Below are 14,583 nucleotides of genomic sequence, written 5' to 3'. Positions count from 1 at the left end.
CGCGGATTGCCCTCGGCTTGGGCGGGTGGTGACGGCTTGTGCGCCAGGGGCCCCTCAAGGCCCACATCTGGACAGGGACAGGGGCCCAGGCGACACAGGCGCCATGCGGATCATGGCCCTGTTGCTCGCCGCCGGAGGCGGCACGCGTTTCGGGGCGGCGACCCCCAAACAATTCCTTCCCCTGGCCGGTAAAGCGGTGCTGCGCCATGCCGCCGAGGCTTTGCTGCGCGAAGGCCTGGTCGAGGCCATCCAGCCCGTCTGCGCCCCGGGCGCCGAGGCCCAGGTCGCGGCGCTGCTGGCCGGGCTGCCGGTGCGCCCCCCCGTGATCGGCGGCGCCAGCCGGCAGGACAGCGTGGCCGCGGGCCTCGCGGCGCTCGCCGCCGACCCGCCGGATCTGGTGCTGGTGCATGACGGCGCCCGGCCGCTGATCCCCCCCGGCACCATCGCCGCCCTGGTCGCGGCGCTGGCCGAACATCCGGGCGCGATTCCGGCCCTGGCGGTGGCCGAGACACTGAAGCGGGGCGAGTCCGGTCTGATCGCCGCGACCGTGCCCCGGGACAAGCTGTTCCGGGCGCAGACGCCGCAGGCCTTCCGCTTCGCGGCGCTGCGCGCGGCGCAGGGCTTCGCCTCGGCCGCCGCGACCGATGATGCCTCGGTGCTGGAGGCCGCGGGGATGGCGGTGGCCCTGGTGCCTGGCCATCCCGACAACATCAAGATCACCTGGCCCGAGGATCTGGCCCGGATGGAGCGCATGATGGCCCCTGCCCTGCTTCCCTATGTCGGCACCGGCTTTGACGTGCACCGGCTGGTGCCGGGCCGGCCTCTGGTGCTCTGCGGCATCACCGTGCCGCATGAGAAGGGCCTCGACGGGCATTCGGATGCGGATGTGGGCCTCCACGCGCTCTGCGATGCGATCTATGGCGCGCTGGCGGAGGGCGACATCGGCCGCTGGTTCCCGCCCTCCGAGGCGGAATGGAAGGATGCCGACAGCGCCCGCTTCCTGACCCATGCGGCGGGGCGGATCGCGGCGCGGGGCGGGCGGCTGGTGAATGCCGATGTCACGCTGATCTGCGAGCGGCCGAAGATCACCCCCCATGCCGGCGCGATGCGGGCGCGGCTGGCCGCCCTGCTCGGGGTCGATATGGCGGCGATCTCGGTGAAGGCCACCACCACCGAACGGCTCGGCTTCACCGGGCGGGGCGAGGGCATCGCGGCCCAGGCGGCGGTGATGCTGCTGCTGCCCGAACCCCCTCAGGCCGCCAGCAACGCCGCAAGCTGATCCGCCGGCCCCGGTCGGCCGAGCAGATAGCCCTGCGCCACCGCACAGCCCCGGCGGCGCAGCGCCTCCAACTGGCTCGGGGTTTCGACGCCTTCGGCCACCGTCTCCAGCCCCATCTGCGCGCCCAATTCGGCGATGGCGGTGACGATGGCCGCACCACTGCCGCCGTGCTCGACCTCCGCGACGAAGCTGCGGTCGATCTTCAGCCGGTCGAAGGGGAAGGCGTGCAGCTGGGAGAGCGAGGCATAGCCCGTGCCGAAATCATCCATCGCGATCCGCACCCCCATCGCCCGCAAGGCCCGAAGCTGCTCCAGCGTATGGGCGCCGTGGCGCAGCAGGGCGCTTTCGGTGATCTCCAGTTCCAGCCGCTGCGGCGGCAGCCCGGCGGCGGCCAAGGCGCCGGCGACCTCGGCCAGCAGCCGGCCATCGGCGAATTGATGGACGGCGACATTCACCGCGATGGTCACCGGCCGGGCCCAGCCGGCGGCGGTGCGGCAGGCGGCGCGCAAAGCCCAGGCGCCGATCGGCAGGATCAGCCCGGAGGACTCCGCCGTCGGCAGGAAGCCGTCGGGGGGGATCAGCACGCCATCGCGGCGCCAGCGGATCAGCGCCTCGAAGCCCAGGATGCGGCCGCTCTCCATGCCGATCTGGGGTTGGTAGTGGAGCTCGAACTCCTCCCGCGGCAGCGCCCGGCGCAGGGCTGACTCGGTCGCGAGGCGGCGGCGCGCGTCCTCCTCCTGCGCCGGGCGGAAGCCGGCGGCGCGGGGCAGGCCCTGGCCCTGGCGCGCGACCTCCAGCGCCAGGCCCGCGCGGCGCAGCAGATCGGCCGGCACCAGCCCGTCGCGCGGGGCCAAGGCGAAGCCCGCGGCGGCACCGGAGGCGGCCACGACATCGCCGATCGCATAGGGGCGCGACAGCCGGTCCACCAGCCGGTCCGCCAGCGCCTCGGCCGCCATGGTGGTGGCGATGCCGGGCACCAGCAGCGCGAAGCCCGCGCCCCCCATGGTGCCGACCAGATCGGGCCGGCGCACCGTCTCCTGCAGCCGCGCCGCCGCCAGGGCCAGCATCGAATCGCCGATGGCATGGCCCAGCGTGTCATTGATCTCCGACAGCCGGTCGAGCCGCACCACCACCAGCGCCGCCGGCCCCGCCGCCAAGGCGCGCGACACCCGGTCCAATAGCGAAGACCGGCCCGGCAGGCCGGTGACGTGGTCGGGTGTCGCCGGCGGCGTCATCAGCCGGATCAGCCCGGCGGAGCCCAGGCGGAAACGGCTGGGGCCGAGCGCGAAGCTCGGCGCGGCTTGCGGTGGACGCGCGCGTGGCGAGGTCTGATCCATGCGCAGCAGCATCGGTCGGTCTCCGGTTGAAACCGAAGGATCAACGAATCCAATGAAGCAATAGTTTCGCTCGGCGTGGGAAAGGCGTCAGCGAACCCTTTCCAGGATCGAGGCGTAATTCGCGACGGCGGCTCCGCCCATGTTGAACACGCCCGCGAGATTGGCGCGGGGCAGTTGCATCGCCCCCGCCTGCCCCGCCAGTTGCATCGCCGCCACCACATGCATGGAGACGCCGGTCGCGCCGATGGGGTGCCCCTTGGATTTCAGCCCGCCGGAGCGGTTCACCGGCAGCCGTCCCTCGGCCGTGGTCCAGCCTTCCAGGATCGCGCGCGCGCCCTGGCCCTCGGGCACCAGCCCCATGGCCTCGTATTCGATCAGCTCGGCGATGGTGAAGCAGTCATGGGTCTCGACGAAGTCGAGGTCGGCCAGCGTCGTGCCGGCCGCCGCATGGGCGCGGGCCCAGGCCTGGGTGCAGCCCTCGAATTTGGTGATGTCGCGGGCGGAGATCGGCAGAAAGTCGTTCACCTGCGCCGCCGCGCGGACCGCCACGGCCTTGGCCATGCTCGCCGCCGTCTCCGCATCCGCCAGCACCAGCGCCGCCGCCCCATCCGACACCAGCGAGCAATCCGTGCGCTTCAGCGGCCCCGCCACGAAGGGGTTCTTGGCACTTTCGGTCCGACAAAACTCATAACCGAGGTCGCGACGCATCTGCGCAAAAGGGTTGTCCACGCCATTGCGGTGGTTCTTGGCCGCGATCGCCGCCAGCGCGTCGGACTGGTCGCCATGTTTTTGGAAGTAGCTTTCGGCAATGCGGCCGAAGACGCCGGCGAAGCCGTTGGGGATCTCGCCCTCCTCGCGGCGATAGGCGCAGCCGAGCAGGATGTCGCCCACCGCCGAGCCCGGCACCGCGGTCATCTTCTCCGCGCCGATCACCAGGGCCAGACGCCCCCTGCCCGCCGCCAGCCAGTCCAGCGCGCCATGGATGGCGGCCGAGCCGGTGGCGCAGGCGTTCTCATAGCGGGAGGAGCGCGCCCAGCGCAGTTCCGGGATGGATTGCAGCGGCAGCGAGGAGGGAAAATCCTGTTTCTGGAAGCCGCCGTTGAACAGCCCGACGAAGACGCCCCCGATGTCGGTGGGCGCCACCCCGGCATCCTCGATCGCCGCGCGGCCGACGCTGGCGATCAGGGATTCCACATCCGGATGGTCCTCCAGCTTGCCGAAGGGGCTATGGGCCCAGCCAACAATGCAGGGGGCGTCGGTCATGGCGGCGATCCTCAATGGCCTTGCGGCATGCCCTCGGGCACCACGGTCTTCACCAGCGAGGCATCCAGCGCCTCATAGGCGTGATAGCCGATGGTGGCGTAGAGTTCGGCACGGGTCTGCATCTTATCAAGCCGCTTCATGGTGCCGCCATCGGTGCGGATCGCGGCGTAGAGATCGGCCATTGCCTTGTTGGCGACGCGCAGGTGGCTCACCGGCCAGATCACCATGGCATAGCCCATCTCCTCGAATTCCTGCGCCGTGAAGAAGGGCGTGCGGCCGAATTCGGTCATGTTGGCGAGCAGCTTCACCCCCGGCATGCGGGCGGCGAATTCGCGGAACATGTCGGCGGTGACCAGCGCCTCGGGGAAGATCGCATCCGCCCCGGCTTCCAGGTAGCGCTTGGCGCGGTCCACGGCGGCATCCATGCCCTCCGACGCCACGGCATCGGTGCGGGCGATGATGTAGAGGTGGCGCCGGGCGCGGCGGGCGGCGGCGACCTTGGCGGCCATATCCCCGGCCGAGGCGAGCTTCTTGTCGTTCAGATGGCCGCATTTCTTGGGCAGCAGCTGGTCTTCCAGGTGCACCGCACCGGCGCCGGCCTCCTCGAAGGCGCGGACCATGTGCATGACGTTCAGCGCCTCGCCATAGCCGGTGTCGCCATCGACCAGGGTGGGCAGCCCGGCGGCGCGGGCCACCTGGCGGATGTGGAAGCACACGTCATCGACGGTGATCATGCCGAGGTCGGGCAGGCCCATGGTCGCCGACATCGCCGCCCCGGACATGTAGAGCCCGTCGAACCCGGCCTCCTTGGCCAGCAGGGCGGCGATGCCGAGATGGGCGCCGGGCAGTTGCAGGATGCCGGGCCGCGCCAGCAGGGCACGGAAACGGTCCCCGGCCGGGGCTTCGGGCAGGTCGTTGGCGATCACATAGGGCATGGCTTGGCTCCGGGCCGGCGTGGCGTTGCGCGGGAGTTTGCCACCAGCCGCCCCTTCTGGGCCAGCCGGCCGCCCCGCTTTAGCCGGCGGGGCGGCGAAAGCTCTGTTCAGAAGAACAGGAAGGTCAGCAGCACGAACACCGGGATCAGGAAGACCACCGCCCAGCCGACATAGCCGAAGAAGGACGGCATCCGCACGCCCTGCTCCTCGACGATCGCCTTGACCATGAAGTTCGGCGCGTTCCCGATATAGGAGTTCGCCCCCATGAACACCGCGCCGCAGGAGATCGCGGCCAGGGTCAGCGCGCCATCGGTCATCAGCCGCCCGGCCTCACCGCCCGCCAGGTTGAAGAAGACGAGATAGGTCGGCGCATTGTCGAGGAAGGAGGACAGCACCCCGCTCATCCAGAAATACACCCAAGGCACCGGCGCCCCAGCCGCATCGGAGGTCAGCGCCACCAAAGGTGCCGCGGCCCCCGCCATGCCCGCCTTCAGGATCGCCAGCACCGGCGCCATGCAGAGGAAGATCGCGGCGAAGAGCTTGGCGACCTCCAGGATCGCGCCCCAGGCGAAGCCATTGGCCTCCCGCAGCGCATTCGGCGTCAGCGCGACCGAGGCGAAGGTGACGCAGAGGAAGATGGCCATGGCCACCAGCCGCTCGATGCCGATCGGCTGGCCGAGCAGAGACACCTCGCCCGGGTGCCACACGCCTTGCAGCAGCACGCCGAGCACGACGACGCCGAGCAGCGCGATATTCACCCAGCCCTCGATACGCAGCGGCTGGTGGGTGCCGTCATGCACCGGGATGTCGGTCTCCTTGGCCCAGGCGAGGCTGTCGATCACGTAGTAGATCGCGAGCAGGATCACCGCGCAGGTCAGGAATTCGGCGAAGAGATGCTCCGTCGGCCAGAAGAAGGAGACGCCCTTCAGGAAGCCGAGATACAGCGGCGGGTCGCCGAGCGGGGTCAGGCTGCCGCCGATGTTGCCGACCAGGAAGATGAAGAAGACGAAGGTATGCAGCTTGTGCGCGCGGAAGGCATTGGCCCGCAGCACCGGCCGGATCAGCAGCATCGAGGCGCCGGTGGTGCCCATCACGCTGGCGACCAGCGTGCCGACCGCGAGCAAGGCCACATTGGTCAGCGGCGAGCCGACCAGCCGCCCCTTCAGCAGCACGCCGCCGCCGGCGGTGTAGAGCGCGAGCAGCAGGATGATGAAGGGCGAATATTCGGTCACCAGCACATAGGTGAACTCGCCCCAGGCCTCGCCGACGCCATAGACCAGCGCGAAGGGCAGCAGGAACAGCGCCGACCAGCCCGCCGCGATCTTCCCGTAATGATGATGCCACAGCCGGCCCGCCAGCAGCGGCATCAGCGCGATGGACAGCAGCACCCCGGCGAAGGGCAGGCCCCAGAGCAGGCTCATATGCGCGCCATCGGCACCGGAGGCCCAGGCGCTCCCGGGCAGGAGCGCCGGCAGCAGCGCCGCAAATACCCCGAGCCGTCCCGCATGCCCCATCAGATAGCCCCCCAAGCCTTGCTTTCCCCTAACCGCGCGCCGCACGCCGCGCCACCCCCCCTTTGCCGCCGGGCCGCCCAGGACCTAGTTTGCGCCAGAGCGCGGTCGCGGGCCGCATCAGTGGAGTGCAGAAGATGGAAATGACTGGTGAGCGGCTGATCGCCGCCCCGCGCGCCAAGGTCTGGGACGCGTTGAACGATCCTGCGGTGCTGCAGGCCTCGATCCCCGGCTGCGAGAGCGTGACCCGCACCGCGCCGGATGCCTTCGAGGCCAAGGTGGCGCTGAAGATCGGGCCGATGGCCGCGAAATTCGCGGGCAAGGTGAAGCTTGAGAACATCAACCCGCCGGCCGGCTACACCATCGCCGGCGAAGGCAATGGTGGTGCGATGGGCTTCGCCAAGGGCGGTGCCGATGTGGCGCTGGTCGAGACCAGCCCGACCACGACCACCCTCACCTATGCGGTGAAGGCCCAGGTCGGCGGCAAGATCGCCCAGCTCGGCGGCCGGCTGATCGACAGCACCGCCAAGCAGATGGCCGACCAGTTCTTCGACCGCTTCCAGGCCCAGGTCGGTGCCGCCAACGCGCCGACCGGCGCGCCGGTCGTCATCGCCCCGCCCGCGCCCAATGCCGCGATCTCGGTCTTCGACCTGATCCCCAAGGACTTCCTCGGCCTGCCGCTGCTGTTCTGGATCGGCGGCTTCGTCGAGCTCGTCATCCTGTTCCTGCTGTTCGTCTATCGATGAGCCTTCCGACCACAGTGGAGGCGACGCGGCAGTTGCTGGCCGAGGGCGGCTATGTCGCCGATACCTCGCTCGCGACCTCCGTGCATCTGGCGCTGGCCATGGGCCGGCCGCTTTTCCTCGAAGGCGAGCCCGGCACCGGCAAGACCGAGATCGCCAAGGTCCTGGCCGAACGCCTGGGCCGGCGCCTGGTGCGGCTGCAATGCTATGATGGGCTCGACCTCGCGGCCGCGGCCTATGAATGGGATCATGCGCGGCAGCTGATGGAGATCCGGCTGGCGGAAACCGCCGGGGTCACCGATCGCGACCGGCTGTCGGCCGATCTCTACGACCGGCGCTTCCTGATCGAACGACCGCTGCTCTCGGCGCTGACCGGCACGCCCGCGGTGCTGCTGATCGATGAGCTGGACCGGGCGGACGAGCCCTTCGAGGCCTTCCTTTTGGAAATCCTGGCGGACTTCCAGATCACCATCCCCGAACTCGGCACCATCCGCGCCGAGACGCCGCCCATCGTCATCATCACCTCCAACCGCACGCGGGAGGTGCATGACGCGATCCGCCGCCGCTGCCTCTACCACTGGGTCGATTACCCTGACGCGGTGCGGGAACGCGCCATTCTGCGTTTGCGCGCCCCGGGTGTGCCCGAGGTGCTCTCCGCCCAGGTCGTGGCCTTCGTCCAAAAACTGCGGGCGGGGGATTACTTCAAGCTGCCCGGCGTCGCCGAGACCATCGACTGGGCCCAGGCGCTGGCCGCCCTGGAGGCCAAGGAACTGGAACCCGGCCTTGTGGACGACACGCTGGGCGCGCTGATGAAGTACCAGGACGACATCGCCCGGCTGCGCGGCGAGGAAACCGCCAAGCTCGTGGCCGAGGCGAAGGTCGCGGCCACGCGGATGCTGTGATGCAGGCGGAGGCCCCGCCCCCGGCCGGCGCCCTCGCCTCCAACCTGCTGGCCTTCGTGCGGCTGTTGCGCCGGGCGGGGCTGCGGCTCGGCACCGCCGATGCGATCGAGGCGACCCGGGCGCTGACCCTGCTCGACATCGGCAGCCGCCGCCAGGTGCAGGCTGGGTTGCGCGCGATCCTGGTGCGTCGCCACGATCAGCAGGAGGTGTTCGACCAGGCCTTCGCCTTGTTCTGGCGCGATCCGGAGGCGGCCAGGCACGCCGCCGCCATGGCGCTGATGGATGGCATCAAGGACAAGTCGCGCCCGCCGCCGGCCTCCCGCCGCGTCGCCGAGGCCTTGCAGGGCGACCGCCCGCCTGCGCCGAAAAAATCCGACGAACCGCCGCCGATGCTTGATGTCGCGATGACGGTGTCGGACCGCGAGCGGTTGATGCAGATGGATTTCGAGGCGATGGGCGCGGAGGAGATCGCCGCCGCCAAGCAGGAGATCCGCAAGCTTCATCTGCCGCTGGATGAACGCCCGACCCGCCGCTTCCACCCCCATGCGGCGGGGGCGCGGGTCGATCTGCGCGCCACCCTCAGGGACAGCATGAGGACCGGCGGGGAAATCCTTGGCCTGTCGCGGAAACGCCGGGTGAAGCGGCCGCCGCCCTTGGTGGTTCTCTGCGACATCAGTGGAAGCATGGCGCGCTATGCACAGATATTGCTGCATTTTCTCCATGCGGTGGAGAATGACCGTGACCGCGTCAGCACCTTCCTCTTCGGCACCCGCCTCTCCAACGTCACCCGCGCGTTGAAGAACCGCGACCCCGAGGTCGCCTTCGAGATGGTCTCCCATCTGGTGCCCGACTGGTCCGGCGGCACAAGGATCGGCGAGTCCATCGCCACCTTCAACCACGACTGGGGCCGGCGCGTGCTGGGCCAGGGGGCGGTGGTGCTGCTGATCACCGATGGGCTGGATCGCCAGGGTGCCGCGGGGCTGGCCGAGGCCGCCGCAAGGCTGCAACGCTCCTGCCGCAGGCTGATCTGGCTCAATCCCCTGTTGCGATGGGAGGGGTTCCAGCCCAAATCGCAAGGGGCGCGGGCGTTGCTGCCGCATGTGCATGAGCATCGCCCCGTCCATAATCTGAACGCGTTGCGGGACCTGGTGGCTTCCCTCTCCAGCCCCCCGCCACGGAGGAGCAGCCGATGAGTGATTCGGAAGACATCCTGGCCACCGCCGCGCAATGGCGCGAGGCCGGCGAGACCGTGGCGCTGGCGACGGTGGTGGAGACCTGGGGCTCCTCGCCCCGCCCCGCCGGCTCGCGGCTCGCGGTCAGTGGCAGCGGCCGGATGGCCGGCAGCGTCTCCGGCGGCTGCATCGAGGGTGCCGTGGCCGAGGCGGCCCAGGGCGTGATGGCCTCGGGCACGCCAAGGCTGATGGATTTCGGCATTTCCGACGAACGCGCCTGGGAGGTCGGGCTGGCCTGCGGCGGCAAGCTCAAGGTCTTCGTCGAGCCGCTCGCATGACGCCCGACATGCTCGCCCGGATCGCGGCCGCGCGCGTCGAGGGCCGCGGCGTCACCTTGCTGACCCGGCTGACCGATGGCGCGCAGCGGCTCTGGCCGGATGAGGAACTGGCACCGGCCCTGGCCGAAGCCGCTGAGGCGGCGCTGCGCGACGACCTCGCGGCCAATCTCACTCTCGATGGCGAGGCCTGGTTCATCCACCCCCAGGCCCCGGCGCTGCGGCTGATCATCGTCGGCGCCGTGCATGTGGCCCAGGCGCTGGCGCCCATGGCGGCGGCGGCGGGGTTTGCCGTCATCATCGTCGATCCTCGCGGCGCCTTTGCCTCCGAGGAGCGCTTCCCCTCGGGCGTGACGCTGAACCATGATTGGCCGGATGATGCGATGAAGGCCCTGGCGCCGGATGCGCGCACGGCCATCGTCACGCTCACCCATGATCCGAAACTCGACGACCCCGCATTGGATACCGCCCTGGCCAGCCCCGCCTTCTACATCGGCGCCCTCGGCAGCCGCCGCACCCATGCCAAGCGGCTGGAGCGCCTGGGCGAACTCGGCCATGGGCCCGAGGCCACGCGGCGCATCCACGCGCCCATCGGGCTCGACATCGGCGCGGTGACGGCCCCCGAGATCGCGCTCTCCATCATCGCCGAGATCGTCGCGGTGCGGCGTGGCCCGCGCCGCGCCGCCAAGGCCGCGGCATGATCTTCGGCCCCACCCCGGTTGCCGAGGCGCGCGGCGCCGTGCTGGTCCATACCGTCCGCCTGCCCGGCCGCGTCATCAAGAAGGGCACCGTGCTGGATGAGGGCGCGCTGGAGGCGCTGATCGCCGGCGGCAGGACCGAGGTCACGACCGCCCGGATGGAGCCGGGCGACGTCCCCGAGAACGAGGCCGCGCACCGCATCGCCGAGGCGATGACCGTGCCGCTGGTCGCGCGCAGCCGCGCCGTCACCGGGCGGGTGAACCTGCTCGCGGAGACGCCGGGGCTGATGGTGGTCGATCCGGCGCTGATCGACCGCATCAATGCGATCGACGAAAGCCTGACCATCGCGACCCTGCCGAACCACACCCCGGTCGCGGCGCGCGACATGCTGGCGACGATCAAGGTGATCCCCTTCGCCGTGCCCGGCCCGGTGATGGCCGTGGCCGAGGCGATGCTGCGATCCGGCCGCGCGCTGCGCCTGCATCCGTTCCGGCCGCTGAAGGTCGGGCTGGTGCTGACCGAACTGCCGGGGATCAAGGACAGCGTGATGCAGGGCGCCGTCGAGGCGACCGAGGAAAGAGTGAAGGGCCTCTACGGCACGCTGTTGCCGCCCGAGACCTGCCGGCATGAGGAAGGCGCGGTTGCCGAGGCGCTCTCCCGCCTGCGCCGCGCCGGGGCCGAGCTGCTGCTGATCGCCGGCGCCAGCGCGGTGGTGGACCGCCGCGACGTCGGCCCCGCCGCCATCCTCCGCGCCGGTGGTCGCATCGAGCATTTCGGCATGCCGGTCGATCCGGGCAATCTGATCTGCCTTGGCCAGATCGCGGGGACCCCGGCGCTGGTGCTGCCCGGCTGCGCCCGCTCGCCCAAGCTCAACGGCTTCGACTGGGTATTGCAGCGGATCTTCGCCGGGCTGCCGGTCACCGCGCGCGATGTCATGGGCATGGGCGTGGGCGGGCTGCTGAAGGAGATCGAGCTGCGCCCTTTGCCCCGTGAACAGGCGGCGAAATCCCCCGCCCCCGCGCAGACGCCCCGGCGTGGCCGCAAGGTCGCGGCGCTGGTCATGGCCGCGGGCCGTTCCCGCCGCATGGCGCCGCTGAACAAGCTGCTGGTGCCGGATGCGAAGGGCGTGCCGATGATCGTCCGCGTCGTGGAGCAGGCCTTGGCCAGCCACGCCCGCCCGGTGATCGTGGTGACCGGGCATGAGCATGAGCGGATCGAGGAGGCGCTGTCCGGCCGCGGCGTGCTTTTCGCCCATGCCGAGGATTTTTCCGAGGGGCTGTCGGCCAGCCTGCGCGCGGGCCTCGCGGCCGTGCCGCCGGATTCGGAAGGGGTGATGGTCTGCCTCGGCGACATGCCGCTGGTCACGGGGGCGATGATGGACCGGCTGATCGCCGCCTTCGACCCCGAGGAAGGCCGGCGCATCGCGATGCCGACCTGCCGCGGCAAGCAGGGCAATCCCATGCTGTGGTCCCGCGACCTGATCCCCGAGATGATGCAGGTCACCGGCGATGTCGGCGCCCGGCATCTCGCGGGCAAGCATGCCGATGCGGTGGTGGAGGTCGAGATGGCCGATGACGCGGTGCTGCGCGACTTCGACACCACCGAGTCGATGAAGGCGCTGCCCGGGGCCTGAGGCGTCAGCCCAGCCGCGCCTCCACCCATTGCGCCGCTTCCAGGAAGGCGATCTCGGCGCCGCGCTTGCCGACCAGTTGGATGCTGAGCGGCAGGCCCTTCGGCCCGAAACCGGCCGGCAGGCTGACGCAGGGCCCATGCAGCGCGGTCCAGAGCGCGTTGCAGGCGGGGTCGCCGGTCCAGCCGAGGCCCTCGGGCGCCTCGCCCGGGGCGGCGGCGGTCAGCACCAGATCGGCATCGCCCATCCAGTCGAGGAAGGCCGCCTGCGCCGCGACCATGCGGGCGCGGGCCGCATCCAGCCCGCCCGGCGGCAGTGCCGCGCCGGTCGCGATATTCGCGCGCAGCCCGGGCGAGATCTGCGCCGAGGCATTGGCCGCCTCCCAGGCCAGGGCCTGGGCGATCTCGCCATACATCACGGTCGGCTGCGCCTCGGCCCCGGCCAGCACCGCTGCCGGCAAAATGGCATCGGCGACCTGGGCGCCCGCCGCGGAAAGCCGCGCGGCCACCTCGGCCAGCAGCGCCCGCGTCGCGTCGCACAGCATCGCCTCGGCCGGGCCGGGGGTGACGCGGATGCGCGGGGCGGAGGTCGCGGCCCCCGGCGGCAGTTCCGCCCGGCCTGAGGCCGCCGTCACCAACAGCGCGCAATCGGCCAGGCCCCGCCCGATCGCCCCGATGGTGTCGAGGTTCTCGCTCATCACCTTCATGCCCGCGCGGTGGATGGTGCCGTAGCTCGGCTTGTAGCCGGTGACGCCGCAATAGGCCGCCGGGCGCAGGATGCTGCCCGCCGTCTGGGTGCCGAAGGCGACGGGGAAGAACCCCGCCGCGACCCCGGCGGCCGAGCCCTGCGACGAGCCGCCCGGCGTATGGCCGATGTTCCAGGGGTTGGCGGTGGCGCCCGGGTGGCGGGTCGCGAATTCGGTGGTGACGGTCTTGCCCATCACATAGCCGCCGGCAGCCCGGGTCAGCGCCACCGCCGAGGCATCCGCCCGTGGCCGCCAGCCCGCCCAGATCGGCGAGCCATGCCCGGTCATCAGCCCGGAGGTTTCGATCACATCCTTCACCCCCACTGGAATGCCGCCGAGCAGCCCCGGGCGGCCGGCGCGGTCGGCGGCCTCGGCCGCGCGGCGGGCGGCGGGGATGTCGATCGCGGCGAAGGCGCGGACCGCGCCCTCGGAGGCCGCGATGCGCTCAAGGCACGCCTCGAGGTAAGCGACGGCGGTGAGGTGGCCCGCCGCCATGGCGGCGCGGGCGGCGGTGGCGGAGACGGCGTTGGGGGCGTTGTGGCTCATGCCCGGCAGAATGTGACCTCGGCCCGGGCGGCGGAAGCCCCGCGGGGCGGCGAAATTGTGCCTTTTGCGCCACAGCGGTGACGGGATGATGACCGGGGGACGGCCAAAACTTCTGATAAAGCCCCGCAAGATACAGACGCATACCTTTGGTAACAAAGCATTCTCCCCCCCTGTGCTATCGCATCAATCCGTTCGGAGCCGCCCAGGCGGAAAAGTTGCACGCAACGCCCATCACCTCCGCACGTTTCCCGCACAGCCCACGGCCAATATCGCGCCGTCGGAAGGAGAGAGTTTTCACCATGGCCCTATCCCGTTCCACCCGCGCCGCGCTCTACGCCGCACTTCCCCTCGCCGCGCTGCTGAGCAGCCCGCTCGCCGCGCAGCCCATTTCCGGCATCTACATCGGCGGCGGTGGCGGTCTGAACATCGCTCAGGACAGCGACATCGACGTTTCGGGGCCCCTCGGCAGCCGCCTCCAGGCCGGCGGCGTCAGCCGCAGCGGTCAGGCTGAATTCGACAACGGCTATGTCGGCGTCCTCTCGCTCGGCTACGGCTTCGGCAACGGGTTCCGGACCGAGCTCGAAGGCAACTTCCGCCAGAACAACATCGACACCATCAGCGGCTTCCGCGGCGCCGGTCGCGTCACCAGCAGCGGTGGCCACCAGAACACCTATGGTCTGATGGCCAACGCCTTCTACGACTTCGATGTTGGCGACGTGTTCGGCACCGGCATCCCCTTCACCCCCTATATCGGTGCTGGCGTGGGCTATGCCTGGACCAACTGGAACGGCGTCCGCGCCTCCACCGCGACGACGCGCACCGTGATCGACGATACCGATGGGCAGTTCGCCTATCAGGGCATCGCCGGCGCCGCCTTCCCGATCACCTCGGTCCCCGGCCTGTCGCTGACGGCGGAATATCGCTTCTTCGGCACGCTCTCGCCGGAACTCGATGTGCGCCAGACCAGCTTCCCCTCGGGTGTGACGACCCGCGGCAAGGCTGAGGTGGAGAATCTGAACCACTCCTTCCTCGTGGGCCTGCGTTACGCCTTCAACCAGCCCGCGCCGCCGGCGCCGGTCGTCGTCGCCCCGGCCCCTGCCGCGGCCCCGGCCCCGGCCCGCACCTACCTCGTGTTCTTCGACTTTGACCGCGCTGACCTGACGGATCGTGCCCGCCAGATCATCACGGATGCGGCCCAGAACAGCCGCCGCGTGCAGGTCACGCGCATTGAAGTCTCGGGCCACGCCGATCGTTCGGGCACCCCGCAGTACAACCAGCGCCTGTCGCAGCGCCGCGCCGAGGCGGTTGCCGCGGAACTCACCCGCCAGGGCGTGTCTCGCGAGCAGATCGTGGTCCAGGCCTTCGGCGAAAGCCGTCCGCTGGTGGCCACCGCCGATGGCGCGCGCGAGCCGCAGAACCGTCGCGTCGAGATCGTCCTGCGCTGATCCGCGCCTGACGTTACGCTTTGAAGGGGGCGCCCGGCGAC

The 14,583-nt window shown here is 70.6% G+C and carries 13 protein-coding genes; 8 read left to right on the top strand and 5 right to left on the bottom strand.

Going from position 1 to position 14,583, the window contains the following annotated elements:
- Nucleotides 1-103 precede the first annotated feature (103 nt).
- Entirely contained in the window at nt 104-1,279 is a 1,176-nt protein-coding gene (locus C8P66_RS01360; protein ID WP_111396332.1) for a bifunctional 2-C-methyl-D-erythritol 4-phosphate cytidylyltransferase/2-C-methyl-D-erythritol 2,4-cyclodiphosphate synthase, read from the top strand.
- On the opposite strand, the gene C8P66_RS01355 is transcribed toward C8P66_RS01360, so the two are convergent.
- From C8P66_RS01355 to C8P66_RS01340, 4 genes are all read right to left on the bottom strand, one after another.
- Complete coding sequence (locus C8P66_RS01355) at nt 1,252-2,628, bottom strand: putative bifunctional diguanylate cyclase/phosphodiesterase (protein ID WP_111396331.1); 1,377 nt, start codon at nt 2,626-2,628, stop codon at nt 1,252-1,254. The two genes, C8P66_RS01360 and C8P66_RS01355, sit on opposite strands and share 28 nt — an antisense overlap.
- A gap of 75 nt (nt 2,629-2,703) precedes the next feature.
- Entirely contained in the window at nt 2,704-3,879 is a 1,176-nt protein-coding gene (locus C8P66_RS01350) for an acetyl-CoA acetyltransferase (RefSeq protein ID WP_111396330.1), read from the bottom strand.
- A gap of 11 nt (nt 3,880-3,890) precedes the next feature.
- Nucleotides 3,891-4,814 carry a methylisocitrate lyase gene (prpB, locus tag C8P66_RS01345; protein WP_111396329.1) on the bottom strand — a complete coding sequence of 308 codons (924 nt, stop codon included), beginning with the start codon at nt 4,812-4,814 and terminating at the stop codon, nt 3,891-3,893.
- 107 nt (nt 4,815-4,921) lie between these two features.
- Nucleotides 4,922-6,343: a sodium:proton antiporter gene (locus C8P66_RS01340; RefSeq protein ID WP_245903144.1), complete on the bottom strand. Its 1,422-nt coding sequence runs from the start codon at nt 6,341-6,343 to the stop codon at nt 4,922-4,924.
- Nucleotides 6,344-6,462: 119 nt separating this feature from the next.
- On the opposite strand from C8P66_RS01340, the gene C8P66_RS01335 reads away from it, so the two are divergent.
- Genes C8P66_RS01335 through C8P66_RS01310 form a run of 6 tightly spaced genes read left to right on the top strand, consistent with a single transcriptional unit; the run spans nt 6,463 to nt 11,809 of the window.
- Complete coding sequence (locus C8P66_RS01335; protein ID WP_111396327.1) at nt 6,463-7,071, top strand: SRPBCC family protein; 609 nt, start codon at nt 6,463-6,465, stop codon at nt 7,069-7,071.
- A complete protein-coding gene (locus tag C8P66_RS01330) occupies nt 7,068-7,970 on the top strand; it encodes an AAA family ATPase (protein ID WP_111396326.1) in 903 nt (300 codons plus the stop codon). The genes C8P66_RS01335 and C8P66_RS01330 overlap by 4 nt, the downstream gene beginning before the upstream one ends.
- Entirely contained in the window at nt 7,970-9,163 is a 1,194-nt protein-coding gene (locus C8P66_RS01325) for a vWA domain-containing protein (RefSeq protein ID WP_111396325.1), read from the top strand. Before C8P66_RS01330 ends, C8P66_RS01325 begins: the two co-directional genes overlap by 1 nt.
- Nucleotides 9,160-9,480 (top strand): XdhC family protein, encoded by a 321-nt coding sequence (locus tag C8P66_RS01320; RefSeq protein WP_111396324.1) that lies wholly within the window; start codon nt 9,160-9,162, stop codon nt 9,478-9,480. The genes C8P66_RS01325 and C8P66_RS01320 overlap by 4 nt, the downstream gene beginning before the upstream one ends.
- A complete protein-coding gene (locus C8P66_RS01315) occupies nt 9,477-10,178 on the top strand; it encodes an XdhC family protein (protein WP_111396323.1) in 702 nt (233 codons plus the stop codon). Before C8P66_RS01320 ends, C8P66_RS01315 begins: the two co-directional genes overlap by 4 nt.
- Nucleotides 10,175-11,809 carry an NTP transferase domain-containing protein gene (locus tag C8P66_RS01310; protein ID WP_111396322.1) on the top strand — a complete coding sequence of 545 codons (1,635 nt, stop codon included), beginning with the start codon at nt 10,175-10,177 and terminating at the stop codon, nt 11,807-11,809. The genes C8P66_RS01315 and C8P66_RS01310 overlap by 4 nt, the downstream gene beginning before the upstream one ends.
- A 4-nt stretch (nt 11,810-11,813) precedes the next feature.
- Here C8P66_RS01310 and C8P66_RS01305 read toward each other — a convergent pair whose 3' ends face one another.
- Nucleotides 11,814-13,097, bottom strand: a complete 1,284-nt coding sequence (locus tag C8P66_RS01305) for an amidase (protein ID WP_111396321.1) — start codon at nt 13,095-13,097, stop codon at nt 11,814-11,816.
- Between the two features lie 299 nt (nt 13,098-13,396).
- Between C8P66_RS01305 and C8P66_RS01300 the strand changes: the two genes are divergently transcribed.
- Complete coding sequence (locus C8P66_RS01300) at nt 13,397-14,542, top strand: OmpA family protein (protein WP_111396320.1); 1,146 nt, start codon at nt 13,397-13,399, stop codon at nt 14,540-14,542.
- Nucleotides 14,543-14,583: the final 41 nt, after the last annotated feature.

Source organism: Humitalea rosea (genome assembly GCF_003253705.1).
Lineage (GTDB): Bacteria > Pseudomonadota > Alphaproteobacteria > Acetobacterales > Acetobacteraceae > Humitalea > Humitalea rosea.
This window is presented reverse-complemented; position numbering and strand designations above follow the sequence as displayed.

Excerpts from the sequence above, each read along its gene's own strand:
- C8P66_RS01330 (WP_111396326.1), top strand. The coding sequence starts at position 7,068 with ATGAGCCTTCCGACCACAGTGGAGGCGACGCGGCAGTTGCTGGCCGAG.
- C8P66_RS01335 (WP_111396327.1), top strand. The coding sequence starts at position 6,463 with ATGGAAATGACTGGTGAGCGGCTGATCGCCGCCCCGCGCGCCAAGGTC.
- C8P66_RS01320 (WP_111396324.1), top strand. The coding sequence starts at position 9,160 with ATGAGTGATTCGGAAGACATCCTGGCCACCGCCGCGCAATGGCGCGAG.
- C8P66_RS01305 (WP_111396321.1), bottom strand. The coding sequence starts at position 13,097 with ATGAGCCACAACGCCCCCAACGCCGTCTCCGCCACCGCCGCCCGCGCC.
- C8P66_RS01355 (WP_111396331.1), bottom strand. The coding sequence starts at position 2,628 with ATGCTGCTGCGCATGGATCAGACCTCGCCACGCGCGCGTCCACCGCAA.
- C8P66_RS01310 (WP_111396322.1), top strand. The coding sequence starts at position 10,175 with ATGATCTTCGGCCCCACCCCGGTTGCCGAGGCGCGCGGCGCCGTGCTG.
- C8P66_RS01325 (WP_111396325.1), top strand. The coding sequence starts at position 7,970 with ATGCAGGCGGAGGCCCCGCCCCCGGCCGGCGCCCTCGCCTCCAACCTG.
- C8P66_RS01300 (WP_111396320.1), top strand. The coding sequence starts at position 13,397 with ATGGCCCTATCCCGTTCCACCCGCGCCGCGCTCTACGCCGCACTTCCC.
- C8P66_RS01315 (WP_111396323.1), top strand. The coding sequence starts at position 9,477 with ATGACGCCCGACATGCTCGCCCGGATCGCGGCCGCGCGCGTCGAGGGC.
- C8P66_RS01360 (WP_111396332.1), top strand. The coding sequence starts at position 104 with ATGCGGATCATGGCCCTGTTGCTCGCCGCCGGAGGCGGCACGCGTTTC.
- C8P66_RS01350 (WP_111396330.1), bottom strand. The coding sequence starts at position 3,879 with ATGACCGACGCCCCCTGCATTGTTGGCTGGGCCCATAGCCCCTTCGGC.
- prpB (WP_111396329.1), bottom strand. The coding sequence starts at position 4,814 with ATGCCCTATGTGATCGCCAACGACCTGCCCGAAGCCCCGGCCGGGGAC.